The 25,350-nt window shown below is 71.3% G+C and carries 34 protein-coding genes, 3 tRNA genes and 1 pseudogene; 9 read left to right on the forward strand and 29 right to left on the reverse strand.

Going from position 1 to position 25,350, the window contains the following annotated elements:
• Nucleotides 1-15 precede the first annotated feature (15 nt).
• From ABEB17_RS15705 to ABEB17_RS15715, 3 genes are all read right to left on the reverse strand, one after another.
• Nucleotides 16-1,497, reverse strand: coding sequence for a hypothetical protein (locus tag ABEB17_RS15705; protein ID WP_345717675.1), 1,482 nt, complete (start codon nt 1,495-1,497; stop codon nt 16-18).
• On the reverse strand, nt 1,484-2,017 hold the full coding sequence (locus tag ABEB17_RS15710) for a hypothetical protein (RefSeq protein WP_345717676.1): 534 nt from the start codon (nt 2,015-2,017) through the stop codon (nt 1,484-1,486). The genes ABEB17_RS15705 and ABEB17_RS15710 overlap by 14 nt, the downstream gene beginning before the upstream one ends.
• Before the next feature lie 91 nt (nt 2,018-2,108).
• On the reverse strand, nt 2,109-2,435 hold the full coding sequence (locus ABEB17_RS15715) for a hypothetical protein (protein WP_345717677.1): 327 nt from the start codon (nt 2,433-2,435) through the stop codon (nt 2,109-2,111).
• Between the two features lie 287 nt (nt 2,436-2,722).
• Between ABEB17_RS15715 and ABEB17_RS15720 the strand changes: the two genes are divergently transcribed.
• Entirely contained in the window at nt 2,723-3,259 is a 537-nt protein-coding gene (locus ABEB17_RS15720; protein WP_345717678.1) for a hypothetical protein, read from the forward strand.
• An 11-nt stretch (nt 3,260-3,270) separates the two neighbouring features.
• Here the strand turns inward: ABEB17_RS15720 and ABEB17_RS15725 are convergent, their stop codons facing one another.
• The 15 genes from ABEB17_RS15725 to ABEB17_RS15795 are packed head-to-tail and all read right to left on the reverse strand — an operon-like array spanning nt 3,271 to nt 10,937.
• Entirely contained in the window at nt 3,271-4,176 is a 906-nt protein-coding gene (locus ABEB17_RS15725) for a hypothetical protein (protein ID WP_345717679.1), read from the reverse strand.
• Nucleotides 4,173-4,301 (reverse strand): hypothetical protein, encoded by a 129-nt coding sequence (locus tag ABEB17_RS15730; protein WP_345717680.1) that lies wholly within the window; start codon nt 4,299-4,301, stop codon nt 4,173-4,175. The genes ABEB17_RS15725 and ABEB17_RS15730 overlap by 4 nt, the downstream gene beginning before the upstream one ends.
• A complete protein-coding gene (locus ABEB17_RS15735; RefSeq protein WP_345717681.1) occupies nt 4,298-4,537 on the reverse strand; it encodes a hypothetical protein in 240 nt (79 codons plus the stop codon). The genes ABEB17_RS15730 and ABEB17_RS15735 overlap by 4 nt, the downstream gene beginning before the upstream one ends.
• The gene (locus ABEB17_RS15740) at nt 4,534-4,785 is read right to left on the reverse strand and encodes a hypothetical protein (RefSeq protein ID WP_345717682.1); all 252 of its coding nucleotides are present in this window, start codon (nt 4,783-4,785) and stop codon (nt 4,534-4,536) included. Before ABEB17_RS15740 ends, ABEB17_RS15735 begins: the two co-directional genes overlap by 4 nt.
• Complete coding sequence (locus ABEB17_RS15745) at nt 4,782-4,979, reverse strand: hypothetical protein (RefSeq protein WP_345717683.1); 198 nt, start codon at nt 4,977-4,979, stop codon at nt 4,782-4,784. Before ABEB17_RS15745 ends, ABEB17_RS15740 begins: the two co-directional genes overlap by 4 nt.
• Entirely contained in the window at nt 4,976-5,902 is a 927-nt protein-coding gene (locus ABEB17_RS15750) for an HNH endonuclease (RefSeq protein ID WP_345717684.1), read from the reverse strand. Before ABEB17_RS15750 ends, ABEB17_RS15745 begins: the two co-directional genes overlap by 4 nt.
• A gap of 53 nt (nt 5,903-5,955) precedes the next feature.
• The gene (locus ABEB17_RS15755; protein ID WP_345717685.1) at nt 5,956-7,047 is read right to left on the reverse strand and encodes a ParB/RepB/Spo0J family partition protein; all 1,092 of its coding nucleotides are present in this window, start codon (nt 7,045-7,047) and stop codon (nt 5,956-5,958) included.
• Nucleotides 7,044-7,343 (reverse strand): hypothetical protein, encoded by a 300-nt coding sequence (locus ABEB17_RS15760; protein WP_345717686.1) that lies wholly within the window; start codon nt 7,341-7,343, stop codon nt 7,044-7,046. The genes ABEB17_RS15755 and ABEB17_RS15760 overlap by 4 nt, the downstream gene beginning before the upstream one ends.
• Complete coding sequence (locus ABEB17_RS15765; protein WP_345717687.1) at nt 7,340-8,788, reverse strand: ParB/RepB/Spo0J family partition protein; 1,449 nt, start codon at nt 8,786-8,788, stop codon at nt 7,340-7,342. The genes ABEB17_RS15760 and ABEB17_RS15765 overlap by 4 nt, the downstream gene beginning before the upstream one ends.
• A gap of 50 nt (nt 8,789-8,838) precedes the next feature.
• Nucleotides 8,839-9,171: a hypothetical protein gene (locus ABEB17_RS15770; RefSeq protein WP_345717688.1), complete on the reverse strand. Its 333-nt coding sequence runs from the start codon at nt 9,169-9,171 to the stop codon at nt 8,839-8,841.
• Nucleotides 9,168-9,917, reverse strand: a complete 750-nt coding sequence (locus tag ABEB17_RS15775) for a hypothetical protein (protein ID WP_345717689.1) — start codon at nt 9,915-9,917, stop codon at nt 9,168-9,170. The genes ABEB17_RS15770 and ABEB17_RS15775 overlap by 4 nt, the downstream gene beginning before the upstream one ends.
• Entirely contained in the window at nt 9,914-10,168 is a 255-nt protein-coding gene (locus tag ABEB17_RS15780) for a hypothetical protein (protein WP_345717690.1), read from the reverse strand. The genes ABEB17_RS15775 and ABEB17_RS15780 overlap by 4 nt, the downstream gene beginning before the upstream one ends.
• 30 nt (nt 10,169-10,198) lie before the next feature.
• Nucleotides 10,199-10,327, reverse strand: a complete 129-nt coding sequence (locus ABEB17_RS15785; RefSeq protein ID WP_345717691.1) for a hypothetical protein — start codon at nt 10,325-10,327, stop codon at nt 10,199-10,201.
• Complete coding sequence (locus ABEB17_RS15790) at nt 10,324-10,749, reverse strand: hypothetical protein (protein WP_345717692.1); 426 nt, start codon at nt 10,747-10,749, stop codon at nt 10,324-10,326. The genes ABEB17_RS15785 and ABEB17_RS15790 overlap by 4 nt, the downstream gene beginning before the upstream one ends.
• Complete coding sequence (locus ABEB17_RS15795; RefSeq protein WP_345717693.1) at nt 10,746-10,937, reverse strand: helix-turn-helix domain-containing protein; 192 nt, start codon at nt 10,935-10,937, stop codon at nt 10,746-10,748. Before ABEB17_RS15795 ends, ABEB17_RS15790 begins: the two co-directional genes overlap by 4 nt.
• A gap of 107 nt (nt 10,938-11,044) precedes the next feature.
• Between ABEB17_RS15795 and ABEB17_RS15800 the strand changes: the two genes are divergently transcribed.
• On the forward strand, nt 11,045-11,353 hold the full coding sequence (locus ABEB17_RS15800; protein WP_345717694.1) for a helix-turn-helix domain-containing protein: 309 nt from the start codon (nt 11,045-11,047) through the stop codon (nt 11,351-11,353).
• On the opposite strand, the gene ABEB17_RS15805 is transcribed toward ABEB17_RS15800, so the two are convergent.
• Together ABEB17_RS15805 and ABEB17_RS15810 are read right to left on the reverse strand one after the other, a co-directional pair.
• Nucleotides 11,319-11,391 (reverse strand) — tRNA-Lys (locus ABEB17_RS15805). The genes ABEB17_RS15800 and ABEB17_RS15805 overlap by 35 nt on opposite strands.
• Before the next feature lie 46 nt (nt 11,392-11,437).
• Entirely contained in the window at nt 11,438-11,644 is a 207-nt protein-coding gene (locus tag ABEB17_RS15810; protein WP_345717695.1) for a hypothetical protein, read from the reverse strand.
• Between the two features lie 201 nt (nt 11,645-11,845).
• Here ABEB17_RS15810 and ABEB17_RS15815 point away from each other — a divergent pair, with 201 nt between their 5' ends.
• Together ABEB17_RS15815 and ABEB17_RS15820 are read left to right on the forward strand one after the other, a co-directional pair.
• Nucleotides 11,846-12,229 carry a VOC family protein gene (locus ABEB17_RS15815; protein WP_345717696.1) on the forward strand — a complete coding sequence of 128 codons (384 nt, stop codon included), beginning with the start codon at nt 11,846-11,848 and terminating at the stop codon, nt 12,227-12,229.
• An 83-nt stretch (nt 12,230-12,312) separates the two neighbouring features.
• On the forward strand, nt 12,313-12,936 hold the full coding sequence (locus tag ABEB17_RS15820; protein WP_345717697.1) for a PilZ domain-containing protein: 624 nt from the start codon (nt 12,313-12,315) through the stop codon (nt 12,934-12,936).
• Here the strand turns inward: ABEB17_RS15820 and ABEB17_RS15825 are convergent.
• From ABEB17_RS15825 to ABEB17_RS15835, 3 genes are all read right to left on the reverse strand, one after another.
• The gene (locus ABEB17_RS15825; protein ID WP_345717698.1) at nt 12,912-13,571 is read right to left on the reverse strand and encodes a DUF4389 domain-containing protein; all 660 of its coding nucleotides are present in this window, start codon (nt 13,569-13,571) and stop codon (nt 12,912-12,914) included. The two genes, ABEB17_RS15820 and ABEB17_RS15825, sit on opposite strands and share 25 nt — an antisense overlap.
• 86 nt (nt 13,572-13,657) lie before the next feature.
• Entirely contained in the window at nt 13,658-14,950 is a 1,293-nt protein-coding gene (locus ABEB17_RS15830) for an ArsB/NhaD family transporter (RefSeq protein WP_345717699.1), read from the reverse strand.
• Nucleotides 14,947-15,405, reverse strand: coding sequence for a CBS domain-containing protein (locus ABEB17_RS15835; RefSeq protein WP_345717700.1), 459 nt, complete (start codon nt 15,403-15,405; stop codon nt 14,947-14,949). The genes ABEB17_RS15830 and ABEB17_RS15835 overlap by 4 nt, the downstream gene beginning before the upstream one ends.
• A gap of 174 nt (nt 15,406-15,579) precedes the next feature.
• Between ABEB17_RS15835 and ABEB17_RS15840 the strand changes: the two are divergent.
• Nucleotides 15,580-16,225 (forward strand): annotated as a pseudogene (locus ABEB17_RS15840) (VOC family protein).
• Between the two features lie 9 nt (nt 16,226-16,234).
• Here ABEB17_RS15840 and ABEB17_RS15845 read toward each other — a convergent pair.
• From ABEB17_RS15845 to ABEB17_RS15865, 5 genes are all read right to left on the reverse strand, one after another.
• On the reverse strand, nt 16,235-17,971 hold the full coding sequence (locus ABEB17_RS15845) for an MOSC domain-containing protein (RefSeq protein ID WP_345717701.1): 1,737 nt from the start codon (nt 17,969-17,971) through the stop codon (nt 16,235-16,237).
• A gap of 59 nt (nt 17,972-18,030) precedes the next feature.
• Nucleotides 18,031-18,669 (reverse strand): DUF4203 domain-containing protein, encoded by a 639-nt coding sequence (locus ABEB17_RS15850; protein ID WP_345717702.1) that lies wholly within the window; start codon nt 18,667-18,669, stop codon nt 18,031-18,033.
• Nucleotides 18,670-18,731: 62 nt separating this feature from the next.
• Nucleotides 18,732-18,807, reverse strand: a tRNA-His gene (locus tag ABEB17_RS15855).
• A gap of 73 nt (nt 18,808-18,880) precedes the next feature.
• Entirely contained in the window at nt 18,881-19,519 is a 639-nt protein-coding gene (orn, locus tag ABEB17_RS15860; RefSeq protein ID WP_345717703.1) for an oligoribonuclease, read from the reverse strand.
• 9 nt (nt 19,520-19,528) lie between these two features.
• Nucleotides 19,529-19,750 (reverse strand): hypothetical protein, encoded by a 222-nt coding sequence (locus ABEB17_RS15865; protein WP_345717704.1) that lies wholly within the window; start codon nt 19,748-19,750, stop codon nt 19,529-19,531.
• 74 nt (nt 19,751-19,824) lie between these two features.
• On the opposite strand from ABEB17_RS15865, the gene ABEB17_RS15870 reads away from it, so the two are divergent.
• Nucleotides 19,825-20,994 carry a PrsW family intramembrane metalloprotease gene (locus ABEB17_RS15870; protein ID WP_345717705.1) on the forward strand — a complete coding sequence of 390 codons (1,170 nt, stop codon included), beginning with the start codon at nt 19,825-19,827 and terminating at the stop codon, nt 20,992-20,994.
• A 14-nt stretch (nt 20,995-21,008) separates the two neighbouring features.
• On the opposite strand, the gene ABEB17_RS15875 is transcribed toward ABEB17_RS15870, so the two are convergent.
• Nucleotides 21,009-21,081: transfer RNA gene (locus ABEB17_RS15875), tRNA-Arg, on the reverse strand.
• A 151-nt stretch (nt 21,082-21,232) separates the two neighbouring features.
• On the opposite strand from ABEB17_RS15875, the gene ABEB17_RS15880 reads away from it, so the two are divergent.
• From ABEB17_RS15880 to ABEB17_RS15890, 3 genes are all read left to right on the forward strand, one after another.
• Nucleotides 21,233-22,966: a dynamin family protein gene (locus tag ABEB17_RS15880; protein WP_345717706.1), complete on the forward strand. Its 1,734-nt coding sequence runs from the start codon at nt 21,233-21,235 to the stop codon at nt 22,964-22,966.
• On the forward strand, nt 22,963-24,660 hold the full coding sequence (locus ABEB17_RS15885; RefSeq protein ID WP_345717707.1) for a GTPase: 1,698 nt from the start codon (nt 22,963-22,965) through the stop codon (nt 24,658-24,660). Before ABEB17_RS15880 ends, ABEB17_RS15885 begins: the two co-directional genes overlap by 4 nt.
• 84 nt (nt 24,661-24,744) lie before the next feature.
• On the forward strand, nt 24,745-25,287 hold the full coding sequence (locus ABEB17_RS15890; RefSeq protein ID WP_345717708.1) for a single-stranded DNA-binding protein: 543 nt from the start codon (nt 24,745-24,747) through the stop codon (nt 25,285-25,287).
• Nucleotides 25,288-25,350: the final 63 nt, after the last annotated feature.

Genomic DNA, 25,350 nt, shown 5'->3' on the forward strand with positions numbered 1-25,350 from the left:
TCTCCCTCGTGCAGGTCAGGCGAAGCTCGACAGGAGGTCGTACTCCGGTTCGTGTTCGATGTCGGCGATGTGCGCGGCGATCGTCACGGCCTCGAGCGCGTCGATGTCGACGTTCGGGTTCGCGCGGCGCCACGCCCACCGGTCGCCGATCGCACGCTTGCCGGCGGCGACCGCTGCGGCCTCGAGCACGGGGTCGCCGTTGTGGACCAGGAGCCTTTCGACGACCAGGGCCAGGAACCGCGAGCACGCCGCGGTGTAGTCCGCCGTGCTGAGCAGCCGCAGGTCGATGCCGGCGTCGAGCAGGTCTGGGATCAGGAACGCGGCCGGCCCGCCGGCGTCGATCGCGAACACGGCGCGCGCGTTGCTGGTCTGAAGCTCGACTGCCCGGTCGACCACCCAGCTGGTGCGCCGGCGGCGGTCTGCCACCTCGCCGTGCATCCGGCCGTCGTGCCTGGCGCCGGCCGCGCCGATGGTCGCCCAGGACTGGTCGAGGCTCGCCGCGATCGAGAAGGTCGGCGTGACGTCGTCCGGGATCTGCGAGCCGGTGCCCAGCACTGGCTGGTTGGTGTCTTCGTCGAAGTCCGGCGGGTCCGCGAGCGCTTGCCACTCTGTGCTGGAGATGACGCCTCCGCCGAGGGCGTCCTCCCACACGCCGAGTCGCTCACGTGACCACTTGGCGTCGTCGTTGGTTTCCGTGCGCTCGTTGCGTGCCCACTCTTCGGTCATGTTGCGGATCTCGAAGGACGGGTTGCCGGCGATGAGCGCTGTTCGCACGGCCGCGGGGTCGTCGAGGTCGACGCCGAGCGGGTTGCCCCACTCGAAGTAGGCAAGCGAGGGGTCGTTGCCTGCGCGGCCGCGGTCGCGAACCGCGGTCAGCTGGTGCGAGTCGTGGAGACCGGAGCTGGACAGGTACCAGATCTGAGGGTTCGGTGCCTCGGTCATCGTCGGGAGGATGGCCGCCATGTCGTCCGCGTCCAGGCCGGCGAGCGCCTCGTCGAGGTAGATCTTGTCGACCTTGTCGAAGCCGCGGCCGCTGACCCGCGATCGCGCGAGGAAGCGAAGCTCGGGGCCGTCGACGACCTGCAGGCCTTCTTCGCCGTGGCTGTTGCGGAAGTTCTTCTCGGGCACGCGACGGCGCAGCTCGGGCGAGCGCTGGATCAGCTTCTTGAGTCGGGCGAAGGTGCGGGCTGCGGTCTTGAACTGGTGCGCCGAGTAGATGATCAGGTCGTAGTCGGTGGTGAACAGGTCGGCCAGAAGCGCCGCCTCGATGATGGCGCCCTTGCCGTTCTGCCTCGGGACGATGACGCCGACCGAGAACGCCGACCACTTCCCGTCGGCACGCTCACCCATCGCGTGCTCGAGGACGAACTGCTGCCACGGGTCGAGGCGCAGGTGCGCGAGTGCGGCCAACCGGATCGCGAAACTCGCCGCGGTGGTCTCGTGCTCGGGCCAGGACGCGAAGCGAGGCGGGGTGCCCCAGTCCTCAACGTCGGCCACGGTGCTCCTGTCGCTCGCGTCGTGCCTTGGCAACCTCGTCCTCGACGGTCGGCGGCTCGCCGGCGTCTCCGGTGGCGGGTGTGGGCGTTGGGCCGAGGGCGCCGAGCACCATGCGCAGCTCGCGGGCGACGTAGGGGTTGCCGGACTCGTCGACCTCGCGCGCCAGGCGCTCGGCGATCGCAGCGAACGGCGCATCAGCGGGGTCGGCGGCGAACGGCGCGACACGAGCGTGCACTGCTTGCTGCACCGCGGTGCTCGGTGGGGTGCGCGACGCGTCGACATCGAGCGGTTCGGGGTCAACGGGCAGTTCCGCCTCGGGGTCTTCGCTGACCACGAGCTCGAGGTCGTTCTCCCACAGCACGTCGATGATCTCGGCCAGACGGGCCAGCCCGATGCCGTGGATACCGAGCACCTCATCCTCGGACAGGGCCGCCAGGTCTTCTAGCGTCCGAATCCCTTGTGCCACAACGGAATCCGACCATCGGTAGTCTCGCATGCGAGGATCGATGCGTCGAGCCATCGGCCGATCACTCCCAAAAGCACGGGGGGAAAAACTCTGACTGTTGAAGGGTCATGGCGGTGGTCGTTCTAAAAATCGAGACCTATCTCGATCACCACAGGCGAGACGGCCGATGCTGCGGCGGTGGGCCGGCCTTTCGGGACGAGTTATGCGCCCGGTGCGCCGGGCGGGTCCGCTCGATCGGTGGGACCTGCGTGCCGTGCGTCGCAACCGGGTCGAGATGGTCCAGGGTCCAGCTCATCCGGTCCGTGGCGGCCAGCGTGAGGTCGATCTCGCGATGGCAGATCCAGCAGATCGGCGGGTAGACCCGGCGAGCCTGCTCGCACAGCAGCTGCCACTGCCGGCCGCGGCCCTTCTCCGTCGTCGTGCGCTTGTCCGTCACGCTGGCCGCCTGGCCGAAGGCGGTTGCGCTGCCCACCGTCCAAGCCCAAGACGATGTGAAGCCAGCGTGACCCGACGACGCCCTGCACGTAGCGCCCGGCCGCGGTCCCGTCCACGGCCACAGCCGCTCGGGAAGCACGAAACCCGGTGATCGCGAGGCGGTCGACCGGGTTCTGAAGACACGTCGTCCGTGTCCAGAACAGCGTGACAGAGCCCTGTCGCGAAGTCCAGCGTCCACGCGGTCACGTCGCTCGATGTCAGTTCAAGGTGCGCCAACCTGGAATGCCGCACGGCCGCAGGGCTCGCTGGTCTACGGTCCGGGGCATGAGCTTGACTGGAGATGACGTCCGGAACCTGGCCGCGGCCGTCACTGCATGCGTTGCCGTTGCCTCCTTGGCGATCGCCGTAACGACGCTGGGTAGCGCCACCCGTGCGCGCAACAAGCTCGATCAGCAGGTCGGGATCTGGGACAAGCTGCCGGAAGGATCCAGCGAACGAGAGGTGATGTGGGCGCTGGTCGCGCGTTCGACCGCCCGGGTGGCGCGCGTCGAGGATCCTCAGCGCCGCAGGACCCGGCTGCTCACCATCGCGACCGGTATCGGTTCCACAGTGCTGTTCTCGGCAACCGCATACCTGGCTTGGACAGCGCCGCCAGAGCCCACTCGCAACGCCGGGATCCTCCAGATCATTGGGATCGGTCTCGCGGTTGCTGCGTTTATCTGGTCTGGAATCTTGCTGGTTGGGGAAGTGCGCCGCCGACAAAGAGTCGGCGCGACGGTTTCGCAACTGGAGCAGCTCGCGCTCGACCTCGACGACTTCGCAGATCGTTACGATCGTGCGGCGCCGCCGGATGAGAACTGACAAGGAGCCGCTCACTTCCCGCTGGTGGTTGTCGCCGCCCCGACCGGCTTGCCATTGAGGATGGCCCGGACATCGCCTAGCCGGTACGTGGGGCGACCCCGGGCGTCGGCGCCACGCGGCGTGATCTTGTCGCGCACTGCCCACTGCCGGATCCGCTCTGGCGTGACGGGCTCCTGCATCCGCGTCAGGGCCCTGGCCAGGTCGGTGGCCGATGCCTCGACGTCCTCGGCTGCAGCGAGCAAACGCTCGCGACGGTCGTTCGTGTCCCAGATCCGGCCGCACCGCGGGCAGGCGATCAGCGGCTCGAGCAGTTTCGGATGCTGCGGGTCGGTCAGGTCGATCGAGCAGTACAGGTCCTGGCCGCAGTCGGCGTTGCACTGGCCGATGTAGGCCTGGTCGGCCGGGCGGTCGACGAGCTGCTCGAGCTTGTCCTGCGAGAGGAGCAGCGCCCCGTACCAGTGCAGCGACGCGTCGTCGACGCGGGCACGCAGCTCGCGGACGTGAGCAGCCGCCCAGGTCGCCCGGTAGCCGAGCGGGTGCGACGCGGACCAGCTGGCGCCCGGCCACGCGAGCAGACGCACGATCGCGTCGACCGCCGCGGTGAGCCGGCGCAGCTCGGAGCGGATCCGCGGATCGAACGGCAGGTCAGCCTCGCGGGCACCGAGGTCGGGGCGGTCGCTGTCCTGGTCGTCCGGAGCCGACACGGCGGTCGGCGGGGCCGTGCTCGAGCGCCCGCTGCCGCCGCCTGAGCTGATGCGCGCCGCACGGGTGTAGGTCACCATCGCTGCGTCCTCGAGAGCGGCGACGTCGCCCAAGGCGCGCTCAAGCTTCTCGGTGCAGCTACCCGAGCCCTGGCACAGCAGCGCGTCGGCGCTCGAGCGATCGAGACACCACGGGCACTTCGGCTTCACGCTCAACGGACACTCCCGGATCGGTTCTGCAGCCAGCGGCGGACGACCCACTCGAAGTCGAGTAGGACGTTGAAGCCGTTGATGACGATGAGCAGCAGGACGGCTCCCTCGATCAGGTAGCGGCGCTTCACCAGTCCACCGCCGCATCGTCGTGTCGGCCGTCCGGCGCCTGTGCGGCCTCGAACACGTGGCCGCCGTCGGTGTGAGGCGGGCGGCGGCACTGCAGGCCGCCTCCCGGCGAGCGGACGGGGCAGTCGCTGTCGCAGAACCCGCACCAGGGCAGGAGCATGCCGGCGAGGCGGCGTGTCTTGACGGCCGGGCGGTCGCAGCCGGAGCACCCGCGGGTGCCGGTCAGGTCCACGCTCACAGCGCCCACCTCGCAGCGTGCCCGATGCCGCCCGTGTCAGTTGGGTGCGGCACGGTCGCAGGACCGCGGTCCTCGACGTAGGCGAGGCACCCGCCAGCCGGGTGGGTCTCGTCGTGCTCCATCCGCCTCGCTGCGTCGCGGCGGGCCACCCAGTCCGAGCGGTGGTACCAGTGCCCGGCCATCGGTCCACCGATGCACGCCACCAGGTCGAGGCCGGCGAGGGACGCTTTGCCCTTGGCCCTGGTCATGACGCCACCGGCCGCTCGAGCGCGGCGAAGCCGAGCGTGCACGTGCCACACGGCTGGACGGAGTACCGCCAGCCGCCGCAGGCCTCGCAGCGCCAGAGACCGGCGTCAGCGATCATCAGCCGCTGGTCCGCCAGGTCCCGGACGTCGTTCTGCTGCTGGCGTGCTCGGCGTCCGGCTTCGGTGAGGTGGTTCATGAGCTGCTCCTGTTGCGACCACGGCGCGCTCGGCGACGTCTCGCAGGGATCTGGGCTTGGGTGGGTGGAGGAGCGGCACCCGACCCGACCTGACCCGTCCCGACCCGACCCGTCCCGTCCCGGGCGTCAGAGCGGCTACCGACGGTCGGTCGACGGTCTGCGTCGACGGTCTGGGGTGCCTCGAGCGGGGTCTGGGTCGCGCGGAGCGCGGGGTCCAGGTCGCTGGTGTCGCTGCGCGTGGTCTCGCCGGGTGCGAGGTCGCGCGGTGCAGGATTACGGCCGACGACGAACGTGTCGCCGGGGAAGAACTCACGGAGGTCAGAGACGGTCTGCTCGCCGTACAGCGGCTGCAGCGGGGCCGGGAGCAGCGTCATGGTCGCTGCCTCCGACGGGACGGCCCTGCGGCGGTTGCAGCCCCTGCAGGACACGACGTAGGTGGCGATGGTGGTGGGCTGGGTGATGTCCAGGTGGTCGAACTCGCGGCCGCGGGGCGATCGGGTGTCGAAGCGGCTCGTGTTGACGCTGCGGCCGCACCAGCGGCAGGCGTCGCCGTCGCGGCGGATCACGTAGGCGCGCAGGAAGTCGTCGCGACGGTCGCTGGCCCGGACGCGGTCGTTGAGGATCTCCTCGCGCGACCGCATGTGCAGCGGGGACGGCTTGACGAGCTTCCAAGCCTTCTGGCGCGGCACCTTCGTGACCAGGCCGGCGCGCACACACGCGTCGATCTGCCGCTGCCAGGTGGTCGGGGCGACGAACCGGCACTGCGCCTCGGTCAGGACGTCGTCGGTCATGTGGTTCGCCGCCAGCGAGCAGACCAGGCTGAGGAACCCCCACGCGGCAAGGCGACGCAGCTCGACGCCGTCCGCGAGCGCCAGCACGCGAGGTTCGGTCGCCGCGCTGTCGTCCGTCTTGAGCCATGCCACGAGCGGGTGCCTCCGAGGCGTCGTCGAGTGGTGGTCGTCATCGCAAGCACGGCTCAGTCGTCGGGGTTGTACGGGGCGCTGCAGGTCGGGCAGGTCCCGGTGCGTGCGCCGTGCTCGGCGGTCGCCAGGCGCTCGTCTGCGCGGATGACGGCCTCCCAGCACTGGCCGCAGCCCTGCCCCCCGACGGTGCGGCCGCGGGAGTGGCCCAGGCGCAGGCAGCGGGCGCGGACCTGTGCGGCGAGCGCGTGGGTGTGGTCCAGGTGCCAGCCCTTGGCCTGCCCCTTCGAGCGGACTCGGCCGGAGTTCAGCCGACCCTGGGCGACCGCGTGGGTCACGGTCATCGTGCCTTTGCGGACCTCGTCCTGCTCCGACGGTGACAGCGAGAGCAGGGCGAGCCTGTTGGAGACCATGACCTGGCCGAATCCCACCTTGGCTGCGACCTCGCGGTCCGAGCAGTCCAGGCGCGTCTTGAGCAGCTGCAGCGCGCGTGCCTCTTCGATCGGGTCCAGGCCGGCGCGCTGCCCGTTCTCGATGAGGGCGGCGGCCAGGTCGTCGTCCGAGCGCATGTCGTTGCGGATGACGACGTCGACGCGCTCCCAGCCGAGCAGCTGCACCGCGGCGTGCCGGCGATGCCCGGCGATGATGATGAACCCAGGGATGCCGTCGTCCGCTGGGCGCACGATCAGCGGCTGGATCAGGCCCGCAGACTGGATCGAGGCGGCCAGCTCGGCGATCTCGGTGAGCTGCTCGCGCGGGTTCTCCGGTGACGGGCGCAGCTGCGCGATGCGCACCTTCATGAACCGGCCGTCAGGGACCGCCGCGCCAGGCGGCCCGGGGCGAGCAGCCGCCGGTGCGGTCGGAACAGGCGCCGGCACAGGACGAGCCGGAGCTCGCACCGGCGCCTGCTGCTGCAGCGAGGGCTCCATGCGGTGCAGGCGCTGCAGCTCGGCGATCCGGTACCGCAGCTGGTCCGGGTCCGGGAAGCCGTGTGCCAGGCCGACGCGCTCGACCTCGTCCGCGGTCAGGTGCGCCGCAGTCGGGTGAGCGGCCAACGTCTGGGCGACCTGCTCCGGTTCACGCCCGGCCGCGAGCGCCTTGAGGATCAGGATCTCGGTGTCGTAGACGACAGCGGGTGTCGTGGTCACGGCTTCACCTCAGGGGTGATCGAAGCCATGCTGTTCGGGTTGAGAAGGAGCCGGTAGGCGACGCTGCCGAGGGTCATGGCCACGTCCCTCTTGCTGAGGGTGATGCCGGGCGGGACGTCGAAGCTCACCTGGTCCTTGCGGCACGCGAGGCAACGCTTCTCCGGGTGCCCCTCGGCGGCGGCCGCCTGCTCGGCCGCGCAGGGCTCGCCTCCGCCGTCGTAGAAGGTGATCGTGAGCAGCGGCTGCTCGGGCTGGTCCAGCGGGTCCGGTGTTGCGGCGGGGGCGTCGGCGCTCACAGCGACTCCACGACGTCTTCGACGGGCGCGGGCAGCCGCGCCTGGATCTCGTCGGCGAGCGCCGTCAGCTGGGTGGTCTCCCACTCGCTGGGCTCGTAGCCGAGCGCGGTGAGCAGGCCGTACCAGGCGCTGATGCGTGCGGCGTTGTAGACGTCCCAGCGGCCGCTGCGGGACTGCACGTCGGTCGCGATCTGCGCGGCGCAGGACCCGAGCGCGATGCCGATCGGGCGGGTGCTGTCGATCAGCTGCACCTGCAGCCAGTCGTCCATCTCCGGCCGGTCGTCGCCGGCCTCGTCGGCCGCGACCTCAGCGAGCTCCCAGTCACGGAGCAGTGCCACCTGGGCCAGCCACCGGCTGTCGATGAACAGCTCGCTGTTCAGGTGCAGCTGCAGGTGGACTCGGCACACCTCCGCGGCCTGGTCGGCGGTGAGCTTCTGCGTGCCGGTGACGAACGGGGTAAGGAACGCGTCGCGGAGCGCGGCCGCGGTTGCGGCGTCTTCGCGCCACTGGTCGGCGGCGGCCTCGCGCTCGACCTGCTCCGGGGTGCGGTCCGGGAACGACGGTGCCGGGGCCTGGTCGTCGATCGTGGTCTGTCGGTGCTGCAGCGACGCCTCCGTGCAGACGTACTCGACGGTGCTGTCGGCGAGCAGCAGCGCGGCGTGCCCGGGGCAGTCGATGTGCTCGGCCGGGTCGATGCCCAGCGAGTAGTGCACGTTCCGCTCCGACCGGAGCGGCGCGACGACGTCCTGCCGCGTGTACGGGTAGCCCTCCGGCCGTTCGATCACGCGCACGCCGTCAGCCTCGAGCGCGGCGGTCGCCTTGGCCGCGGCCTTGGCCTCGTCGCGCCGACGCTTCGCGGCGGTGACCTCCCACGCGAACCTGCTGTCGCCGATCCACCGCTCGAGGCGGTCGTACACCTCGACGTCGTCGACGAACTCGGACAGGGCGATCGCGTCGGCGATCGCGATCTGTCCGTCCGCCACGCTGTGGCGAGCCTTGTCGCCGAGCTTGGTGAGCTTGAGGCGGTCGCGGACGTAGGTCGCAGCCCGTCCCGTGGCCTTGGCCACGATCTTCTGCGTGTACCCCGGGAAGGTGAGCAGCTGCTGGTAGGCGTCGGCCTCGTCGACGGGCGAGAGGTCCGCGCGGTGCCCGTTCTCGATGAGCATCGCCTCGAGCTGCTTCGGGAGGTCGTCGAGGTCGGCGCGCACGACGACCGGGATCTGCTTGAGGCCGGCGAGCTTGGCGGCCGCGAGCCGGCGGTGGCCGGCGATCAGCAGGTACGGCGTCTTGGCCAGGCTGGTCGGGGCGACGACCAGGGGCTCGAGGATGCCCTGCTCACGGATCGAGTCGGCCAGCTCGGTCAGGTCGCCGAGCTCGGTGCGGACGTTGTCGCCGTGGGGCTTGATCTTGCCGGGGGAGACCAGCTCGAGGGTGGGTGCAGTCATGGCTGGGTTGCCTTCCGTGTGCAGTCGGGTGGTGCGGAACAGTTGCGTGGTCAGCCCTGCCTGCGGCGGCGCAGGTCGAGGACGACGACGTTGGGGTAGTACTTCGCGAGCTCGTCGATGTCGGTGGGCGGGCGGCGGCGTCCCGCGGCCGCCTTGCAGGTCGCGAAGTGCGGCATGCCCCGCCACTGGCCCGGGAGGATCTCGACGTCCTCGGTGACGACGCGGGCGAACACAGAGCCGTTGTGGTCGCGGCCGATCTGCAGGTTCGCGCGGCCGTCGTCCGGCTCGTACCGGTCGGGATCGACGGGCATCCGGTTGCGCCCCGGCAACGTCAGCGCCCAGATGACGTCCGCGCCGCACGCCTGGCACAGGCCGTAGCTCATGACCCACCGACCACGGTCGACTCGTGACCGGTGGCCAGCTGAGCCAGCGCGGCGAAGAACGCGTACTGCACCGGGGAGCTCAGCGACTCGTCGGCATCGATGATGGCGGCCACGATCGCGCGAGCCATGTCGTCGCAGTCGTTGGTGTGCGCGGCAATCACGCGCATCGCGGCCAGCGCGCCCTTGCCGGTAGGGGAGTCGGCCACCGCGGCGTCAGGGTCGTCCGCCTTGCGTCCGTTCTGCAGCGAGATGAACGGCCGCGCGTGCGAACCAGCCTGGTAACCCCACGCCTCGCGGGCACGCTCGGCCAGCTCGAGGCAGACGACCACGATCTCTTCGTCGACCAGGCCCTGGAACAGCAGCCGGTCCCAGGCGCGAGCCGTTGCCTTCGTCGAGCCAGTGCCGGCTGCCTGCATCAGCCGCGCGAACGCCACCTGCACTGGCAGCGGTGCGTCGGTGACCTGCGCCCAGTCGTGGCGCGCCGTCCGCGGCCGCGAAGTCGTGGGCGGCAGCGGCTTCGCGCCGGGCGGGTAGCAGGACGAGTCGATCTCCGGCAGCGGGTCGCCCGGCTCGGCGCTGCGCTCGTTACGGCGTGCCGCGTGACGAGCACCCGGCTGCGAGTACTGCCGCCGCCAGCAGACGCCGGCGTACACGAACGCTGCGACCGACGAGACGAGGAAGCCGGCGGCCAGCCACCCGAACACGACGCGCAGGTGGTCGAGCTGCGCATACTCGGCCGGCGTCATGACGTGCTCGCCTGGTAGTGCTCGGTCGCCCGCAGCGTCCACTGCTCCGTCGTGCGCAGCTCGTTGAACGCGAGGATCGGGTCACCGGCAGCCATCGCCGCTCGCGCCCGCTGCAGGTGCCGGTCCGCGAGCGCCGTGCACTGCATCGCCATCGTCAGCGAACGCGAGCGGCGCCAGCGCGACTCGGGCGTAGAGACCAGGACGTCGAGGCCGCGGCGCAGCGGCGGGGCCGGGGGGCCGGGTGGGTACATGACGTCTCCTCGTGCAGTAGGAGCGGGTGGTCAGGCGGCGAACGCGACTTCGAGGCGGGCGAGCAGTGCGGCCTGCTCGGCCTCGCACGCGAGGCGCTCGTCCTTGGTCGCGTGGAAGTGGGCGACCATGAGCGGCGCGGTGTGCAGGTCGACGTTCACCGGGCGCCACCGCGGTTGATGCGCTCGACCGAGCGGGCCATCTCGATGGCCAGGCGCTCGTCGCGCTCGTCGTCGTCGATGAAACCCAGGGGCGTCGAGGCCGTGCGCGTGCCCGCGGCGACGCGCTCCGGCGATCGGAGCAGCAGGTCGGACAGGTGCTCGGCCAGGACGGCGAGCTCGTTCTCCGCGAGCGCCCTGACCGTGTCCCGGGCGAGCTCAGTGCCGAACGCACCGGCACCGGTCAGGACCGAGCGCACGCTCTGGATCCGCTGCAGCACGTGGTCGCGCTCCTCGCGGTAAGCCCGAGCCTGAGCCTGCGGGGACACCGGGAACCGCACCGGACCGGCTGCGGCCCTGCTCGCCCGGTCGTCGATCACGTGCGCGAGAGACGACGGGAGCGGCGCGGCCGCGTCGGTGCTCACGCCGACTCCCGGCCGGCAGCGAGCGCCTCGACGTCCGACCGGCGAATCAGGAACGCGCCGTTGGGACCGGGCAACTGCCCAACGGCGCGGAGCTTGCCGGCCTGGATCATCCGGACGACCGTGCGGCCGCTCTTGCCCAGGCGGAGACCGGCCTGAGTGCTCGTGAGCAGTTCCTCGGTTTGAGTCATAGCCTCAGACTGTGAGGCAATGACTCATGTCTGTCAAGAACCCATCGCGATAGATTTCTCGTTCAGAGAGGTTGACGCATGTCAGACGTGTGCCCCATCATGAGCGCATGAGTGAGATGCCGAACGTGGGCCGAGTGCCAGCGTTGACGCTGGGGTGGCGCTTGAAGATGTCTCTTGGCGAGATGAAGGCCGAAGAGATGGGCGAGCTGCTGGGCGTGTCCCGGCAGACACTGAGCCGCTGGATGGGCGACAAGGGCGTACCGCGCCTGGCCTACATCAAGCAGTGGGCTCTGGCGACGGGGATCGACTACAACTGGCTGGTGTCTGGGAACGCAGAAAACCCCCGCCCGGGAGGTCCGGACGAGGGTCTGCGTACTGAAGTGCGCCATCAGGGACTCGAACCCCGAACCCGCTGATTAAGAGTCAGCTGCTCTGCCAATTGAGCTAATGGCGCAACGAGGGAAGAGGTTACCAGCCAGATGCCGTGACCCTGAAATCGGTCAGGCCTCGTCCCACCAGGCCTGCTCGGGGGCGCCCTCGGCGTCCAGGATCTGCTGGCTGTCCGGGCCCTGGGGCTCGGTGAGGTCCATGAGCAGCGACAACGGCACGTGCTCGCCGAGCAGGTCCTTGACGGTCTCCGCGGGCTCCATGATCGCGACGTGCTCGGCGATGCGGTCCGAGGGTGCGGCGGGCTTGCTGTCGTGCATGTCGGCCTCCCTTGTTCGGTGTTCTCGCGGCCGGGGTCTCCGGCCTGCTAGTGAATGATCGGCATGTCATTTCGCCGACTTGACCGATCTGCGACTCGAATGGATGTGATCTGCTTCGCACTGCAACTAGCCGTCGGAGGCGATGAGTCGAGATCGGGAGGACAGTCAAGACACCGACATCCCCGAACGAGAGGAGCCGTCGTGCTCCAGGACTCGAAGGCATTCAGCGGTTTCGCCGTGGACGACGTCGAGCGGGCGCGGGCCTTCTACGTGGACGTGCTCGGGCTCGACGCGAGCATCGACGGCGAGATGGGCCTGCTGCGGCTCAACCTCGGCGGCGGGCTCTCCGTGCTCGTCTACCCGAAGCCGAACTACGTCCCTGCCACCTACACCGTGCTGAACTTCCCCGTGCCGGACGTGACGGCCACCGTGCGCGGGCTGGCCGAGCGCGGCGTCCAGTTCACCCGGTACGACGGCTTCAGCCAGGACGAGGACGGCATCGTTCGCGGGCAGCCCGGACCGGCCATCGCCTGGTTCACCGATCCCGCCGGCAACATCATGTCCGTGCTGGAGGCCAGCGACTGACCGGCGCTCCCCGGCATCGCGCCACGGCTTCCTGCGATGGGCTCCACGTCCATTCGGGCCTCGCCCTGGCTAGGGTGGCGCGCATGTCGTCGCTGGTGGAGCGCCTGGGTCCCACGGCGATCATCAGCTTCCGGACCAACCCCGCCGGCGTCCCGGCGACCCTGGTGACGAGCCCCGGAGCCTCGTCCGCGCAGTCGGCGTTGACCTACCAGCTGTCCGGGCCCGTGCCCGTCCTCCCGGCTCGGGCCGAGACCGTGCACTGCCTCAGCGGGGCCGGCAACTGGTCCACGACCGTGCGGGAGGTTCGCCCCGACGTCCTGCTGCTGGATCCGCCGCCGTGGCTGGTGCGCAGCCAGCAGCGCAAGGCCGTGCGCGTCGAGGTGTCGGTCCCGGTGACGCTGGACAAGGGGCGCGGGCCGGTCGCCGCCCGGCTGGTCGACCTGACTGCCGGCGGCGGCGGCGCCGTCCTGGAGGCCGCGACTGCTCCGCTGGTGGGTGCGCAGGTGAGCGTCCGGCTGCCGACCGGCGCCTCGCTCGTCGCCACCGTCCGTTCCCGGCGCGGCCACGACCACCGGCTCCTGCGGGTGGTGGGCCTGGAGTGGACCGATCCCGATGCGTCCAGCGCGCACTGGATCGAGCGTGAGGTCGCCCGCGCGACGCGAGCGGCGGGACGACCTCGCGCTCAGGCCAGGGAGAACGGCGGGTAGCGGTCCGTGACCAGCAGGAACGCGTACGCCTCGACGCGCAGCCACCAGCGGCCGACGCCGACCACGAAGTCGAACAGCCCGCGCGGGTAGCGGCCGGTGAACAGGATCGCGAACCAGGCGATCACGACCGCGAAGAAGGCCGCGATGGACAGGAAGAACAGCGCGATCAGGTGCGGGATCGCGAGCAGCCACTTGACCAGCGGCAGCCAGCGGTTGAGGTCACCCTCGACGTCCGGGTAGTCGACGTCCAGGTGGACGCTTTGCTCCTCCACCGTGGACGGGTAGGTGTCCGTGAGCAGCGCGAAGTACGCGCCGACGCGGGCGCTGAAGCGGGCGAGCTCGAGCGCGAAGTCGAACCACCAGCGCGGGTAGCGCCGGCGGAACAGGATCATCAGCAGGGTCGCGAGGAACAGGCCGGCGCCGATGCCTCCGCTCGTGGTGCTCACGACGTTCCCGGCCTCGTCGTAGACGGTCCTGGTAGCGCCGGTGGTGAGCACGCCGATGACGATCGCGATCGGGATGACCAGGATGAGACGGAAGGCGGTCTTCACCCGGTCGAGCCGTTCCGGGTAGTCGACCTGCAGGCGTGCCGCGAAGCCGGGGGAGGGCAGGACGGGCGGGCCGGTGTCAGCCATGGCGGTCAGCTTTCTGTCGTGGGACCCCGGTGTACCGCGGCTGCCGTCCCACGTCTAGGTGGTGATCGCTGCGGCCGGGAGGACGGTCAGGCCAGGGCGTAGTAGCGCAGCCACAGGTAGACCCAGCTGACGGCGACGGTGACGGTCGCGACGACCAGGCCGTACCTGGTGAAGCGCCAGAACGAGATGGGGTGACCGTTCTTGGCGGCGATGCCGATGATGACGACGTTCGCGCTGGCGCCCACGGCCGTGGCGTTCCCACCCAGGTCGGCGCCCAGGGCCAGCGCCCACCACAGGGCGCGGGCCGGGGGCGCGTTGCCGCCGGCCTGCACGAGGTCCTGGACGAGTGGAGCCATGGTGGCCACGTACGGGATGTTGTCCACGATCCCGGACAGGACCGCAGAGCCCCAGAGCAGCACGGACGACGCGAGCAGGTACCGGTCGCCCACGGCGTCGGTGACGGCGGAGCCGAGGCGGCCGATGACGCCGACCTCGACGAGGGCGCCGACCATGATGAACAGCCCGACGAAGAAGACCAGGGTGGCCCACTCGACCTCCTCGAGGAACTGCGGCGGGTCGAGCCCGGACAGCGCGACGAGGGCGCCGGCCCCCAGCAGGGCGACGAGCGAGGGTTCGAGGTGCAGCGCCGAGTGCGCCACGAACCCGATCATCACCGCGGTCAGGACGACGCCGCAGCGCACCAGCAGCCGGCGGTCCCGGATGACCTCGCGCTCGTCGAGGGCCATCAGGGCCGCGACCCGGTCGGCGTCGTAGGTGAAGGCCGAACGGAAGAGCACCCGGCACAGCCCGATGAACACGACGACCAGGACGACGACGACGGGCAGCAGGTGCACGAGGAAGTCGTTGAACGACAGGCCGGAGCGGCTGGCGATGATGATGTTCGGTGGATCGCCGATGAGCGTGGCCGTGCCGCCGATGTTCGACGCCATCGCCTCCACGATGAGGAACGGCACCGGCGCCAGGGCCAGGCGTTCGCAGATCAGCAGCGTGACGGGCGCCATCAGCAGGACCGTGGTGACGTTGTCCAGCAACGCGGAGGCGACGGCCGTGATGACGATGAGCATGACCATGGTCGGGAAGGGGCGCCCGCGGGTGCGCTTGGCCGCCCAGATCGCCAGGTAGTCGAAGACCCCGGTCTGCTTGACCACGCTCACGATGATCATCATCCCGAGCAGCAGGAAGATGACGTTCCAGTCGACGCCGGTGCGCTCGCTGTAGAACGCGACGTGCGCGTCGACGACCCCGAGGAGCACCATGCCTGCCGCGCCGGCCAGGGCAGCGGCGACGCGGTGGATCCGTTCGGTCGCGATCAGCACGTACGCGGCCACGAACACCGCGACGACGAGGACCTCGGTCACGAGGGCAGCAGGTGCTCGAGCAGGCGGCTGACCGTGATCGCCCCGACCACGTGCCGCTCACCGTCGTCGTCGACGACTGCGACGACCGGGCTGTGCATGCGCGCCATGACCGCCGCCACCTCCAGGCTGGTCGCGTCGGCGTCCACGACAGGCAGCTCGTCCACGTCCTGCGGGCGCGGCAGGAGGTCGCGCACCGTGCTGGCGACCAGCTTGTGGCACAGGTCGTCCGCAGCCTGTTCGTCGAGGGCGCCCGCCAACCCAGGGTCGTCCTGGATGTAGCGCGGGATCAGGAACCGCAGCACCTGCGAACCCGGCAGGATCGTGTACGGGCGGCCGCCGGCGTCGCAGACGATGAGGCCGGGCAGGCGTTGCCCCGCCATGGCTCGGGCCGCGGACATCGCCTCGTCGTCCAGCGAGACGATCGGGAAGGGTTCGGCAAGTTCTCTGGCGCGCACCTGAGGCTCCTGGTCTCGGACAGCAAGCAGACGTTGCCGACCAGACTTCCCGGCGCACCACCTGGCACCCTAGCGCAGCGGGGGCGACGGGCTCCTTGACCTGCGCCAGGTACCCGGAGCACCGTGGGGTCCGGTCGCCGCCGTGTGCCGCGGCCGCAACCGAGGGAGACGTGGATGAGCAGCCCACCGGTCCGGCCTGGGGAGATGAGACTCGAGGTCGTCGTCCTACCGGTCTCCGACGTCGATCGGGCGAAGGACTTCTACGAGACGTTGGGGTGGCGTCTGGACGCCGACCTCGTCGTCCACGACGGGTACCGGGTGGTCCAGCTGACGCCTCCGGGCTCCGGCTGCTCGATCATCTTCGGTGTCGGGGTCACCTCGGCCCCAGCCGGCTCGGGTGAAGGCCTTCAACTCTCCGTCTACGACATCGACGAGGCGCGGGCCGACCTCGTCGCCCGCGGGGTCGACGTCAGCGAACCGTTCCATGACGTCACGGGCATCTTCCATCACGCGGGGACCGAGGGACGCCTGGACGGCCCTGCCCCAGGACGTTCCGACTACGGCTCGTTCGCGTCCTTCTCCGACCCGGACGGCAATGGCTGGCTGCTCCAAGAGATCAAGACCCGGTTGCCGGGTCGCTGAGGAGTTCCGCATGGGCACGACCTACGAGTCCGCGAGCGATCTCGCCCAGGCCCTGCGGCGGGCCGCGGCCGCGCACGGCGAGCACGAGGAGCGAACGGGCGAAGCGGATCCGGACTGGCCGGACTGGTACGCGCTCTTCATGGTGCGTGAGCGCGCTGGCGAGGAGCTGCCGACGTAGCGGTCGCCGTCAGAGGTCCAGCACGAGGGCCGTGGTCGGCTGGGACGAGCAGATCAGGAGCTCGTCGTCACCGGGCGTCTCGAGGGGTGGCGTCGCGTACGACGCCGCCCCGGACAGCACGGCCGTGACGCAGGTGTGGCAGACGCCGCTGCGGCACGACCACTGCGTGGGCACGTCGCACGCCTCGGCGAGCTCCAGCACCGACCCGTACGCGTCCGACCACGCGGCCGTCAGGCCCGAGCGGGCGAAGGTCACCGGGGGCCCGGCGCCGGGTGCGCCGGCTGGTTGATGCGGGCGCGGCGCGAGCGCCCCGACCACGCCGGGGTTGATCGGCGACCGCGACCCGAACCGTTCCGTGTGGATACGAGCGGGAGCGATGCCGACCCCCGTCAGGGCCTGCGCGACGTCGTCCATGAACGGCTCTGGGCCGCACAGGTACGCGTGCGCATCGGACGGCAGACCCAGACCCGCGATGACCTCGGCCGTGAGCCGCCCCGTCCGGACCCCCGAGTCCGGCGCCAGCGGCTCTGCCGCAGAGGTGTAGAAGACCAACGAGTGCACCGACGACAGCCGGCCGAGCAGGTCGGCGACCTCCGCGGAGAAGGCATGGCTGTCCGCGTCGTGAGCGGTGTGGACCCACCACACCACGCGCCCGCTCTGGTCCCGCACGAGTCGGTGCAGCATCGCCAGCAGGGGCGTCTGGCCGATGCCTGCGGAGATGAGCAGCACCGGGTCGGAGCCGTCGTCCAGGGTGAAGTCACCTCTCGGCGCCGCGACCTCGAGGTGGTCTCCAGGTCGCAGGTGCGCGTGCAGAAAGGAGCTGACGAGACCGCGCTCCTCACGCTTCACGCTGATCCGGTAGGCGCCGCCGTCCGGGTCACCCGACAGCGAGTACGACCGGACCTGGGCGGGGTCGCCGTCCGCGCCGGGCACGCGGACGCCCAGGAACTGACCCGGCAGGTACGGCGGCAGTGCGTCGTCCGCGACGAACCCGAACGAGGTCACCGTTGTGCTCTCGGCGACCACGTCGGCGACCGTCAGGCGACGAAAGCCCGGCCAGGCAGGGGTGGGAGCGACCTGCACACCCGCTGGGGCCGCCCCCGCGCCGCCCTCCACCATGCTCCGGAACGACTCGCGCCAGCCGGGGCTGAGGGCTGGGATGTCCATCGCCGCTCGCAGCTGCTCCACCTCGTGGCCGGGCAGGTAGAGCAGGGCATCGACGGCGGCCACGCTCAACGCCCGCGGGTCGCGCCAGGTGCGCACGATCCCGTCGCCCGCCGTCACGCGACCCTCGGTCAGGACGCGGAGGTAGAACCCCGGACGGTGGTGGGCGACCAGCAGCGCCGGGAGCTGGGGTTCCCCCATCCGCATCCCCACCCGGAAGCAGGTGACGCGGGGCTGGCTGACCTCGAACTCCGCCCCACCGATCCGGTAGCGGTCACCGATGCAGACCTCGTCGTCGCCCAGTCCCTCGACCGTGAAGTTCTCGCCGAACGCGCCGTACGTCAGGTCGTCCCGTCCGAAGAGCTTCTGCCAGTGCCGGTAGGAGTCGATCTGGTAGACCAGCACGGCGCGCTGCTCGCCGCCGTGCCCCACCAGGTCACCTTGCCCGTCGCCGTCGACGTTCAGCCGGCGGACCAGGCGCGACCCCGCTACCGGGCTCTTCCAGACACCCGTGTGCACGGTGCGTCCGCGCCACGACACGTCCTTCGGCAGCCCGACGTTGACCGACAGCAGTGTCGCCATCGCCTCGCACCTTCCGCTCGGTGATCGTGCTGTCGTGCGGAATCCATCATGCTCTCGGTTCAGGGGTGCTCGGCGTACCAGCTCTCGTGGATGCTCCGGCGCATCACAGCCCGCTGTCGGGCCTGGTTGAGGATGCCGACGAGCGCCAGGACCAGCACCAGCAGCGACCAGACCCAGCCGTTGTCGACGGTGCTGGTGAAGTCGCCCCTGGTGAAGTCCGCGGAGTTCAGCGAGCCCACCAGCAGCATCACTCCGCCGACCACGCCGACGGCGCCCGCGAACGAGCTGAAGACCACGAGCACGATCATCGGCATGTTGCCGACGATCGACACCAGGCCGAGGACCAGTCCGACGACCAGGCCCACCAGCACGGCCACCCAGCTCCAGTCGATGCCCAGGGCAACGACCAGCCCTGAGCCGATCGCGAAGCCGAACGCGGCCATCGCGAGCGTGACGGCGACGTAGTAGTAGAGGTAGGCGAGGAGTGCGAAGACCACCGCGAACACCAGGCCCAGCACCCAGCCGAGGACCGTGCCGAGGAACCGCTCGTCGGCGAGCTCGGCGACGAGTCCGGCGCCGAAGGCGAACCCGGTGAAGAAGCCCCAGACGGGGATCAGCAGGCGCAGCACGAACTGGCCCGCGAGAAGCATGGCGCCGCCGGCGACGATCGCCAGGAGGCCCAGGATGATGTCTGCCATGGAGGCAATGTAGGGCGGATAGCCCTCTCGATCTGCCCGACATGACGGAACGGCGTCACCAGTGGGGTGAGTGACGGGACTCGAACCCGCGACATCCGCGACCACAACGCGGCGCTCTACCAGCTGAGCTACACCCACCACGTGCATCGGTCCGGGCTCTCGCCCGCACCGCGGCGACCATCGTACCGGCTCCGAAGGAGTGCTCGGGACACTAGTCCGCGACGGCCTCGGCCTCGGTCGCCGGCGCGCCCGCCCCAGCCTGCTTCGCGAGCTTGCGGGCGGTGGAGGAGTCGGGGCCGGGCTCGGCTACGAACACGGCGGACCGGTAGTAGCGCAGCTCCAGGATGGACTCGCGGATGTCCGCGAGCGCCCGGTGCCCGCCCTGCTTCTTGGGGGCGTTGAAGTACGCGCGCGGATACCAGCGCCGAGCGAGCTCCTTGATGGAGGAGACGTCGATGATCCGGTAGTGCAGGTACTGCTCGAGCTCGGGCATGTCGCGGGCCAGGAAGCCGCGGTCCGTGCCGACGGTGTTGCCGGCCAGGGGGGCCTTGCCGGCGTCCGGGACGTGCTCGCGCACGTAGTCCATGACCTGCTGCTGGGCGTCCTCCATGGTGATGCCCGCTGCGAGCTCGTCGAGCAGCCCGCTGGACGTGTGCATCTCGCGGACGACGTCCGGCATGGTCTCCAGCGCCTCGGGTGGGCAGGCGATGACGACGTCCACCCCCTCGCCCAGGATCTCGAGCTCGGAGTCGGTGACCAGGACGGCGACCTCGACCAGCGCGTCGCGCGTCAGGTCGAGTCCGGTCATCTCGCAGTCGATCCAGACGATGCGGTCAGCAGAACGGTCCACGCGCCCACCCTAGTTGGACGGCGGGCGGCGGGCGCGCGTCGACCCGCTGGTGGCGACGGCTGCGAGCGCTCCCAGGGCGAGCAGGCCGGCCAGCACGACGAGCAGTGCGGTGGTCCAGGATCCGCCGAGCCAGACCACGGCGATGGCGGCGACGAGGCAGGCGAAGACCCCCCAGCCCAGCAGCTCCCAGGGAACCGCCCGACGCGGTGGTGGAAGTCCGTGTCGCCCCACCTGCCGAGCGTACGGGCGGGGGAGTGCCTGGGCCCGGATGACCACGCCGCTTCACCTGACTAGCCTCTGGCCCCATGACCTCACCGGACCCTGGCTGGTCCACCGTCCCGTCCGCGGCGGCCACCGTCGACGTCGGGGGGCCCCGGCGGACCGCCCGCAGCGCCCTGGGCCGTGGCCTGCTGCTGACGCTCGCGGTCGTCGTGATGGGCGCCGGGCTGCTGCTGGTGCTGCTGGCGATCGGGTCGGACACGGGCGTCACGGGGTTCGTCGCCGGGTTCGTGTTCTCGCTGGTACCGGTCTGCGTCGTGCTGCCCGCGCTGATGTGGCTGGACCGGCTCGAGGCCGAGCCGGTGGGCCAGCTGCTGTTCGCGTTCGGGTGGGGCGCGCTGGTGGCGACGTCGATCGCGCTGGTGGTGAACACGTACTCGATGACGGTGCTCACGGCGCACGGCGGGGACGTGTCGATGACGGGCGTGGTGGTGGCCCCGTGGGTCGAGGAGACGCTCAAGGGCAGCGCCGTGCTCGTCATCCTGCTGTGGCGGCGGCAGGAGTTCGACGGGGTGGTCGACGGGATCGTGTACGCCGGCCTGGCCGGCCTGGGCTTCGCCTTCACCGAGAACGTGCTCTACCTCGGCCGGGCGCTGCAGGAGGACGGCGCGGCGGGCCTGGTGGTGACGTTCGTGCTGCGCTGCCTGTTCGGCCCGTTCGCGCACCCGCTCTTCACGATGGCCACCGGGATCGGGCTGGGCATCGCCGCGCAGACGTCCCGGTGGTCGCTGCGGGTGCTCGCCCCGCTGGCTGGGCTGCTCGTGGCGGTGCTGCTGCACGGCCTGTGGAACCTGAGCACGATCGCCGGTCTGCGCGGCTTCGTCTGGGTGTACGTCGCCGTTCAGGTGCCGATCTTCGTGGGCGCCGTGGGCTTCGCGGTCTGGGCCCGCAGCCGCGAGGGCCGGCTGATCCGCCAGCACCTGCAGGTCTACGTGGCCTCGGGCTGGTTCACCCCGGCCGAGGCGCAGATGCTCGGGTCGACGTCCGAGCGTCGTCGGGCGCGGGCCTGGGCGGGGCAGATCGCCGGTGCGCGGGGGCGGAAGGCGATGCGGGGCTTCCAGACCGCGGCCACCGAGCTCGCGTTCGCCCGGGACCGGGCCATCCGCACGTCGTCGCCGCACGGCGGTTCGGACGTCGAGCGCGAGCTGCTGCGCGAGGTGACGGCCCAGCGCTACGCACTGCTGGGGAGCGGCTGACGGCGCTCGGTCGGCGCGCCCGGCAGGACTCGAACCTGCAACCTGCGGATTAGAAGGCCGCTGCTCTATCCATTGAGCTACGGGCGCCGGAGCCCGCGGGTGGCGGCCTCGGTGCCCGAGTGTAGGACGTCGCGATGGTGCTGTGCCGGGCCGCGGGCTGTCACGGTTTGGGCTGCCCTGACCTGTTCCTGCGCGCCGAGTTGGCTTAGCTGATCCGGAGACGGCAGGCTGAACCCTCGTGCAGGACGAGTCGGATCGAGACCCGCTGCTCGTCGCCGTCGACGAGCTCCGCCGTGGTGTCGATGGGTTGCGCCTGCCGCTCGACGTCGCAGGGGTCTCGGATGCCCGGGACGTTCGTCAGCAGCTGGTCGAGCAGCTGGACGACTACGTGCTGCCGCGCCTGCGCGCCCTGGATGCCCCGCTGCTCGCCGTGGTCGGCGGCTCCACCGGAGCGGGCAAGTCCACGCTGGTGAACTCGGTGGTCGGGGCACCGTTGAGCGCATCCGGCGTGCTGCGTCCGACCACCCGCTCGCCGGTGCTCGTGCACCACCCGGACGACGCCGCCGCCTTCGCCGACCCGCGGGTGCTTCCGTCGTTGCGACGGGTCACCGGCGACGCCGGTTCCGTCGACTCCGTCGACGCGGCAGGGGCGGACGGCGCGGCCATCACCGCGGTGCGGCTGGCTGCGAGCGACGCCCTACCCGCTGGTCTGGCCCTGCTCGACGCCCCGGACATCGACTCCGTCGTGACGGCGAACCGCGTGCTGGCGGCCCAGCTGATGGCCGCCGCGGACCTGTGGATCTTCGTGACCACGGCCGCGCGGTACGCAGACGCGGTGCCCTGGGACCTGCTGCTGGACGCGTCCGAGCGCGGCGCGTCGGTAGCGATCGTGCTGGACCGGGTGCCGCCCGAGGCGATGAACGAGGTCCGCCTGCACCTGGCGCAGATGCTGCGCGAGCGCGGGCTGAAGTCCTCGCCGTTGTTCACCATCGCCGAGAGCGCCGTCGACGACGCCGGGCTGCTGGACCCCGAGGTCGTGCGGCCCGTCCGCTCCTGGCTGGTCGCGCTCGCCAAGGACGCCCAGGCTCGCCAGGTGGTGGTGCGCCGCACGCTGAACGGCATCCTGCAGACCTTGCCGCTGCGCATCGAAGCCCTGACGGCAGCGGCCGAGGACCAGGACGCGGCCCGCAAGGCCCTGGCCCACGCGGCCGCGGAGGCCTATGGCGAGGCGCGCGAGGCCATCGTCGACGGACTGTCGGATGGGTCGATGCTGCGGGGGGAGGTGCTCGCCCGCTGGCAGGAGTTCGTCGGTACCGGCGAGATGCTGCGCTCGCTGGAGGCTCGGGTCGGCCGGATCCGGGACCGGGTCGTGGCCGCGGTCAAGGGTCGGCCCGCGCCCGAGGTCGACCTCGAGGTCGCCCTGCAGACCGGTGTCGAGTCGCTGGTCACCGGCGAGGCCGAGCTGGCGGCGGCGAACGCCTGGCAGCGTTGGCGGCACCTCGACGGCGGCGCCGTGCTGGTGGCGGCCCACCCCGAGCTGGACTCCGCGTCCGCGGACCTGCACGAGCGGACGGCCCGGGCTACCCGCGACTGGCAGGGCTTCGTGCTGGAGCTGGTGGGCAGCGAGGGCAGCGACCGGCGCACGACCGCGCGGATGCTGTCGTACGGCGTGAACGGTCTCGGGGTCCTGCTGATGCTCGTCGTGTTCAGTCACACCGCGGGCCTCTCGGGGGCGGAGGTGGGCATCGCCGGCGGCACCGCCCTGCTCGCGCAGCGCCTGCTCGAGGCCGTGTTCGGCGACCAGGCCGTCCGCGGCCTGGCGGCCCAGGCCCGCGCGGACCTCCTGACCCGGTGCGACATCCTGCTCGCTGACGAACGCGCTCGGTACGACCTCGCGCTGTCCGAGGTCGAGCCCGGCCCCGGGGCCGATGACCTCCGCAAGGCCCTCGCGAACGTGGAGGGCGCGCGATGAGCCGCCGCAAGCCCCGCCACGTCGGGGCGCCGAGCGCCACGGACGTCGCGAACCGGGCGGCGGCCCTCGGCGACGCCCTCGACCACGCCGGGCACCGGATCGATGCCCACGCCGCTCGCGGCGGTCGCGAGCTGGTCGGCCGGGTGTCCGAGCGGATGAGGCTCAGCGCCGACCACACGGTCGTCGCGCTCGCCGGCGCGACCGGCAGCGGCAAGTCCAGCCTGTTCAACGCGCTCACGGGGCTGGACATCGCCACGGTCGGAGCCCGCCGTCCGACGACCTCCACCGCGACGGCGTGCGTGTACGGGGCCGAGCACGCCGATGCCCTGCTGGAATGGCTCGGGGTACCGCGCCAGCACCGGGTCAGCCACGAAAGCGCCCTGGACAGCGGCGACGAACGGCTGCAGGGCCTGGTCCTGCTCGACCTGCCGGACCACGACTCCACCGAGCTGTCGCACCGCCTCGAGGTGGACCGCCTGGTCGAGCTCGTGGACGTGTTCGTCTGGGTCACCGACCCGCAGAAGTACGCCGACGCCGCGTTGCACCGCCGGTACCTGGCGCCCTTGGCCGGCCACGACGCGGTGACCGTGGTGGTGCTGAACCAGGCCGACCGGCTCACCCCGGAGGCGCTGGAGTCCTGCCGGCGCGACCTGCAGCGGCTCATTGCCGCGGACGGCCTCAACGACGTCGAGGTCCTGACCACCTCGGCCGTACTCGGCGACGGAGTCCCCGGGCTGCGTGAGGAGCTCGCCGCGGCCGTGGACCGGCGCAACGCGTGGTCGCAGCGGCTCTCGGCGGACCTGGACTCGATGGTCGTCCGGCTCCAGGACCAGGTGGCAGCGAAGGAACCCTCCGTGTCCCAGCTCACCGACGGCAGCGGGGTCGTGGACGCCCTGGCGGACGCCGCGGGTGTTCCCAGGGTCGTGCAGGCGGTCGAGCTGGCGTACCAGCGGGACGCCGGGCTCGCCGCGGGCTGGCCGTTCACCCGCTGGGCCAGGAGGTTCCGCCCGGACCCGTTGCGGCGCCTGCGGTTGCGGCCGGGGAGTGGCTCGGGGGGCGCAGCCAGCGGCTCAGGCCGTGACCCCGGACGGGACGCGGGCGCGCTCCAGGTCGACGCAGATCTCGTGAGGTCGTCGTTGCCCCCGGCGAGCGCGGGCCAGCGCACCAAGGTCGAGGTGGCGCTGCGTCGCGTCGGTGAGCGCGCGGCCGAGGGCCTGCCCGAGCCGTGGGCCGATGCGGCGCGGGCGGCTGCCGTGCCCTCGCCGCAGGACCTGCGCGACGCCGCCGACCAGGCCGTGGTCTCGACGGACCTCGGTCTGCGCCGACCCGCCTGGTGGCGGGTGGTCGGCGCGCTGCAGCTGCTGCTCGCACTGGCCGCAGTCGTGGGTCTGGTCTGGCTGGTGGCGCTCGCGATCACCGGCTGGCTGAAGCTGCCGGAGCCCGGCACGCCGTACCTGGGAGCGATCCCGGTGCCCACGCTCATGCTGCTCGGTGGCCTGCTGATCGGCTTCCTCCTCGGGATCGTGGTGCGGGTCGTGGCGGGATCGGCCGCCCGACGGCGGGGCCAGCGCGCCCGGGACCGGCTGACGGTCGCCCTGCGGGCCGTCGTGGACCAACGCGTCGTCCAGCCCGCGGCAGCGGTGCTTGCGGACCACCGTGCCACCCGCGAGGCGCTGCAGCGGATCAGCTCCTGACCGCTGTGGACGGTGGGGTTGCGCCGCATCCTGTGGATGAGGGTGCGTCCCACCGTCCACAGGTGTCACGCGTCCCCTTTCCCGGTGGCTGTCGAGTCCGGAAACGTCGGCACCCGCGGCACCCGGCCGCGACGGAGGAGGACCGATAACGAGATCATCACGACCATCTGCGGCAACGTGGCCACCGATCCCAAGAGCAGCACGACCGCCAAGGGGCAGACGCTGACCAGCTTCCGGTTGGCGTCCACGCCGCGGAAGTTCGACCAGGAGGTCCAGGGGTACGTCGACGGTGAGACCACCTGGGTCAACGTGAGCTGCTGGGGTTCGCTCGCGCTCAACGCGGACCGGTCGCTGCGCAAGGGGCAGCCGGTCGTGGTCACCGGAGCCCTGCGCGGTCGGGAGTGGCAGTCGGAGGACGGCCGGTCGGGCAAGGACTTCGAGCTGAACGCGCACACCCTGGGGCACGACCTGCGTCGGGGCTGCGCGGACTTCCAGAAGGTGAGCCGGGCCGGTCACGAGCGCCGACCGGTCGCCCCGGTCGACGAGGGGCGGACCCCCGCGGGGGAGCTGATGGCCGAGCCGGTGGCCGACGGCGAGGAGCGGGAGGTGCTGGCCGCCACCGCCTAGCCCTGCACCACGTCGTGCGTGCCTGCGGTGCGTGTGGTCAGCCAGGTCCGTGGGGCCGGATAG

It is taken from the genome of Angustibacter luteus, from assembly GCF_039541115.1.
Taxonomy (GTDB): Bacteria; Actinomycetota; Actinomycetes; order Actinomycetales; family Angustibacteraceae; genus Angustibacter; species Angustibacter luteus.

Coding starts and splice junctions, on each gene's coding strand:
- ABEB17_RS15770 (WP_345717688.1), bottom strand. CDS start 9,171: ATGAGCTACGGCCTGTGCCAGGCGTGCGGCGCGGACGTCATCTGGGCG.
- ABEB17_RS15800 (WP_345717694.1), top strand. CDS start 11,045: ATGAGTGAGATGCCGAACGTGGGCCGAGTGCCAGCGTTGACGCTGGGG.
- ABEB17_RS15765 (WP_345717687.1), bottom strand. CDS start 8,788: ATGACTGCACCCACCCTCGAGCTGGTCTCCCCCGGCAAGATCAAGCCC.
- ABEB17_RS15740 (WP_345717682.1), bottom strand. CDS start 4,785: ATGACCAGGGCCAAGGGCAAAGCGTCCCTCGCCGGCCTCGACCTGGTG.
- ABEB17_RS15885 (WP_345717707.1), top strand. CDS start 22,963: ATGAGCCGCCGCAAGCCCCGCCACGTCGGGGCGCCGAGCGCCACGGAC.
- ABEB17_RS15710 (WP_345717676.1), bottom strand. CDS start 2,017: ATGGCTCGACGCATCGATCCTCGCATGCGAGACTACCGATGGTCGGAT.
- ABEB17_RS15870 (WP_345717705.1), top strand. CDS start 19,825: ATGACCTCACCGGACCCTGGCTGGTCCACCGTCCCGTCCGCGGCGGCC.
- ABEB17_RS15810 (WP_345717695.1), bottom strand. CDS start 11,644: ATGCACGACAGCAAGCCCGCCGCACCCTCGGACCGCATCGCCGAGCAC.
- ABEB17_RS15780 (WP_345717690.1), bottom strand. CDS start 10,168: ATGTACCCACCCGGCCCCCCGGCCCCGCCGCTGCGCCGCGGCCTCGAC.
- ABEB17_RS15850 (WP_345717702.1), bottom strand. CDS start 18,669: ATGGCAGACATCATCCTGGGCCTCCTGGCGATCGTCGCCGGCGGCGCC.
- ABEB17_RS15820 (WP_345717697.1), top strand. CDS start 12,313: ATGTCGTCGCTGGTGGAGCGCCTGGGTCCCACGGCGATCATCAGCTTC.
- ABEB17_RS15845 (WP_345717701.1), bottom strand. CDS start 17,971: ATGGCGACACTGCTGTCGGTCAACGTCGGGCTGCCGAAGGACGTGTCG.
- ABEB17_RS15775 (WP_345717689.1), bottom strand. CDS start 9,917: ATGACGCCGGCCGAGTATGCGCAGCTCGACCACCTGCGCGTCGTGTTC.
- ABEB17_RS15745 (WP_345717683.1), bottom strand. CDS start 4,979: ATGAACCACCTCACCGAAGCCGGACGCCGAGCACGCCAGCAGCAGAAC.
- ABEB17_RS15795 (WP_345717693.1), bottom strand. CDS start 10,937: ATGACTCAAACCGAGGAACTGCTCACGAGCACTCAGGCCGGTCTCCGC.
- ABEB17_RS15720 (WP_345717678.1), top strand. CDS start 2,723: ATGAGCTTGACTGGAGATGACGTCCGGAACCTGGCCGCGGCCGTCACT.
- ABEB17_RS15825 (WP_345717698.1), bottom strand. CDS start 13,571: ATGGCTGACACCGGCCCGCCCGTCCTGCCCTCCCCCGGCTTCGCGGCA.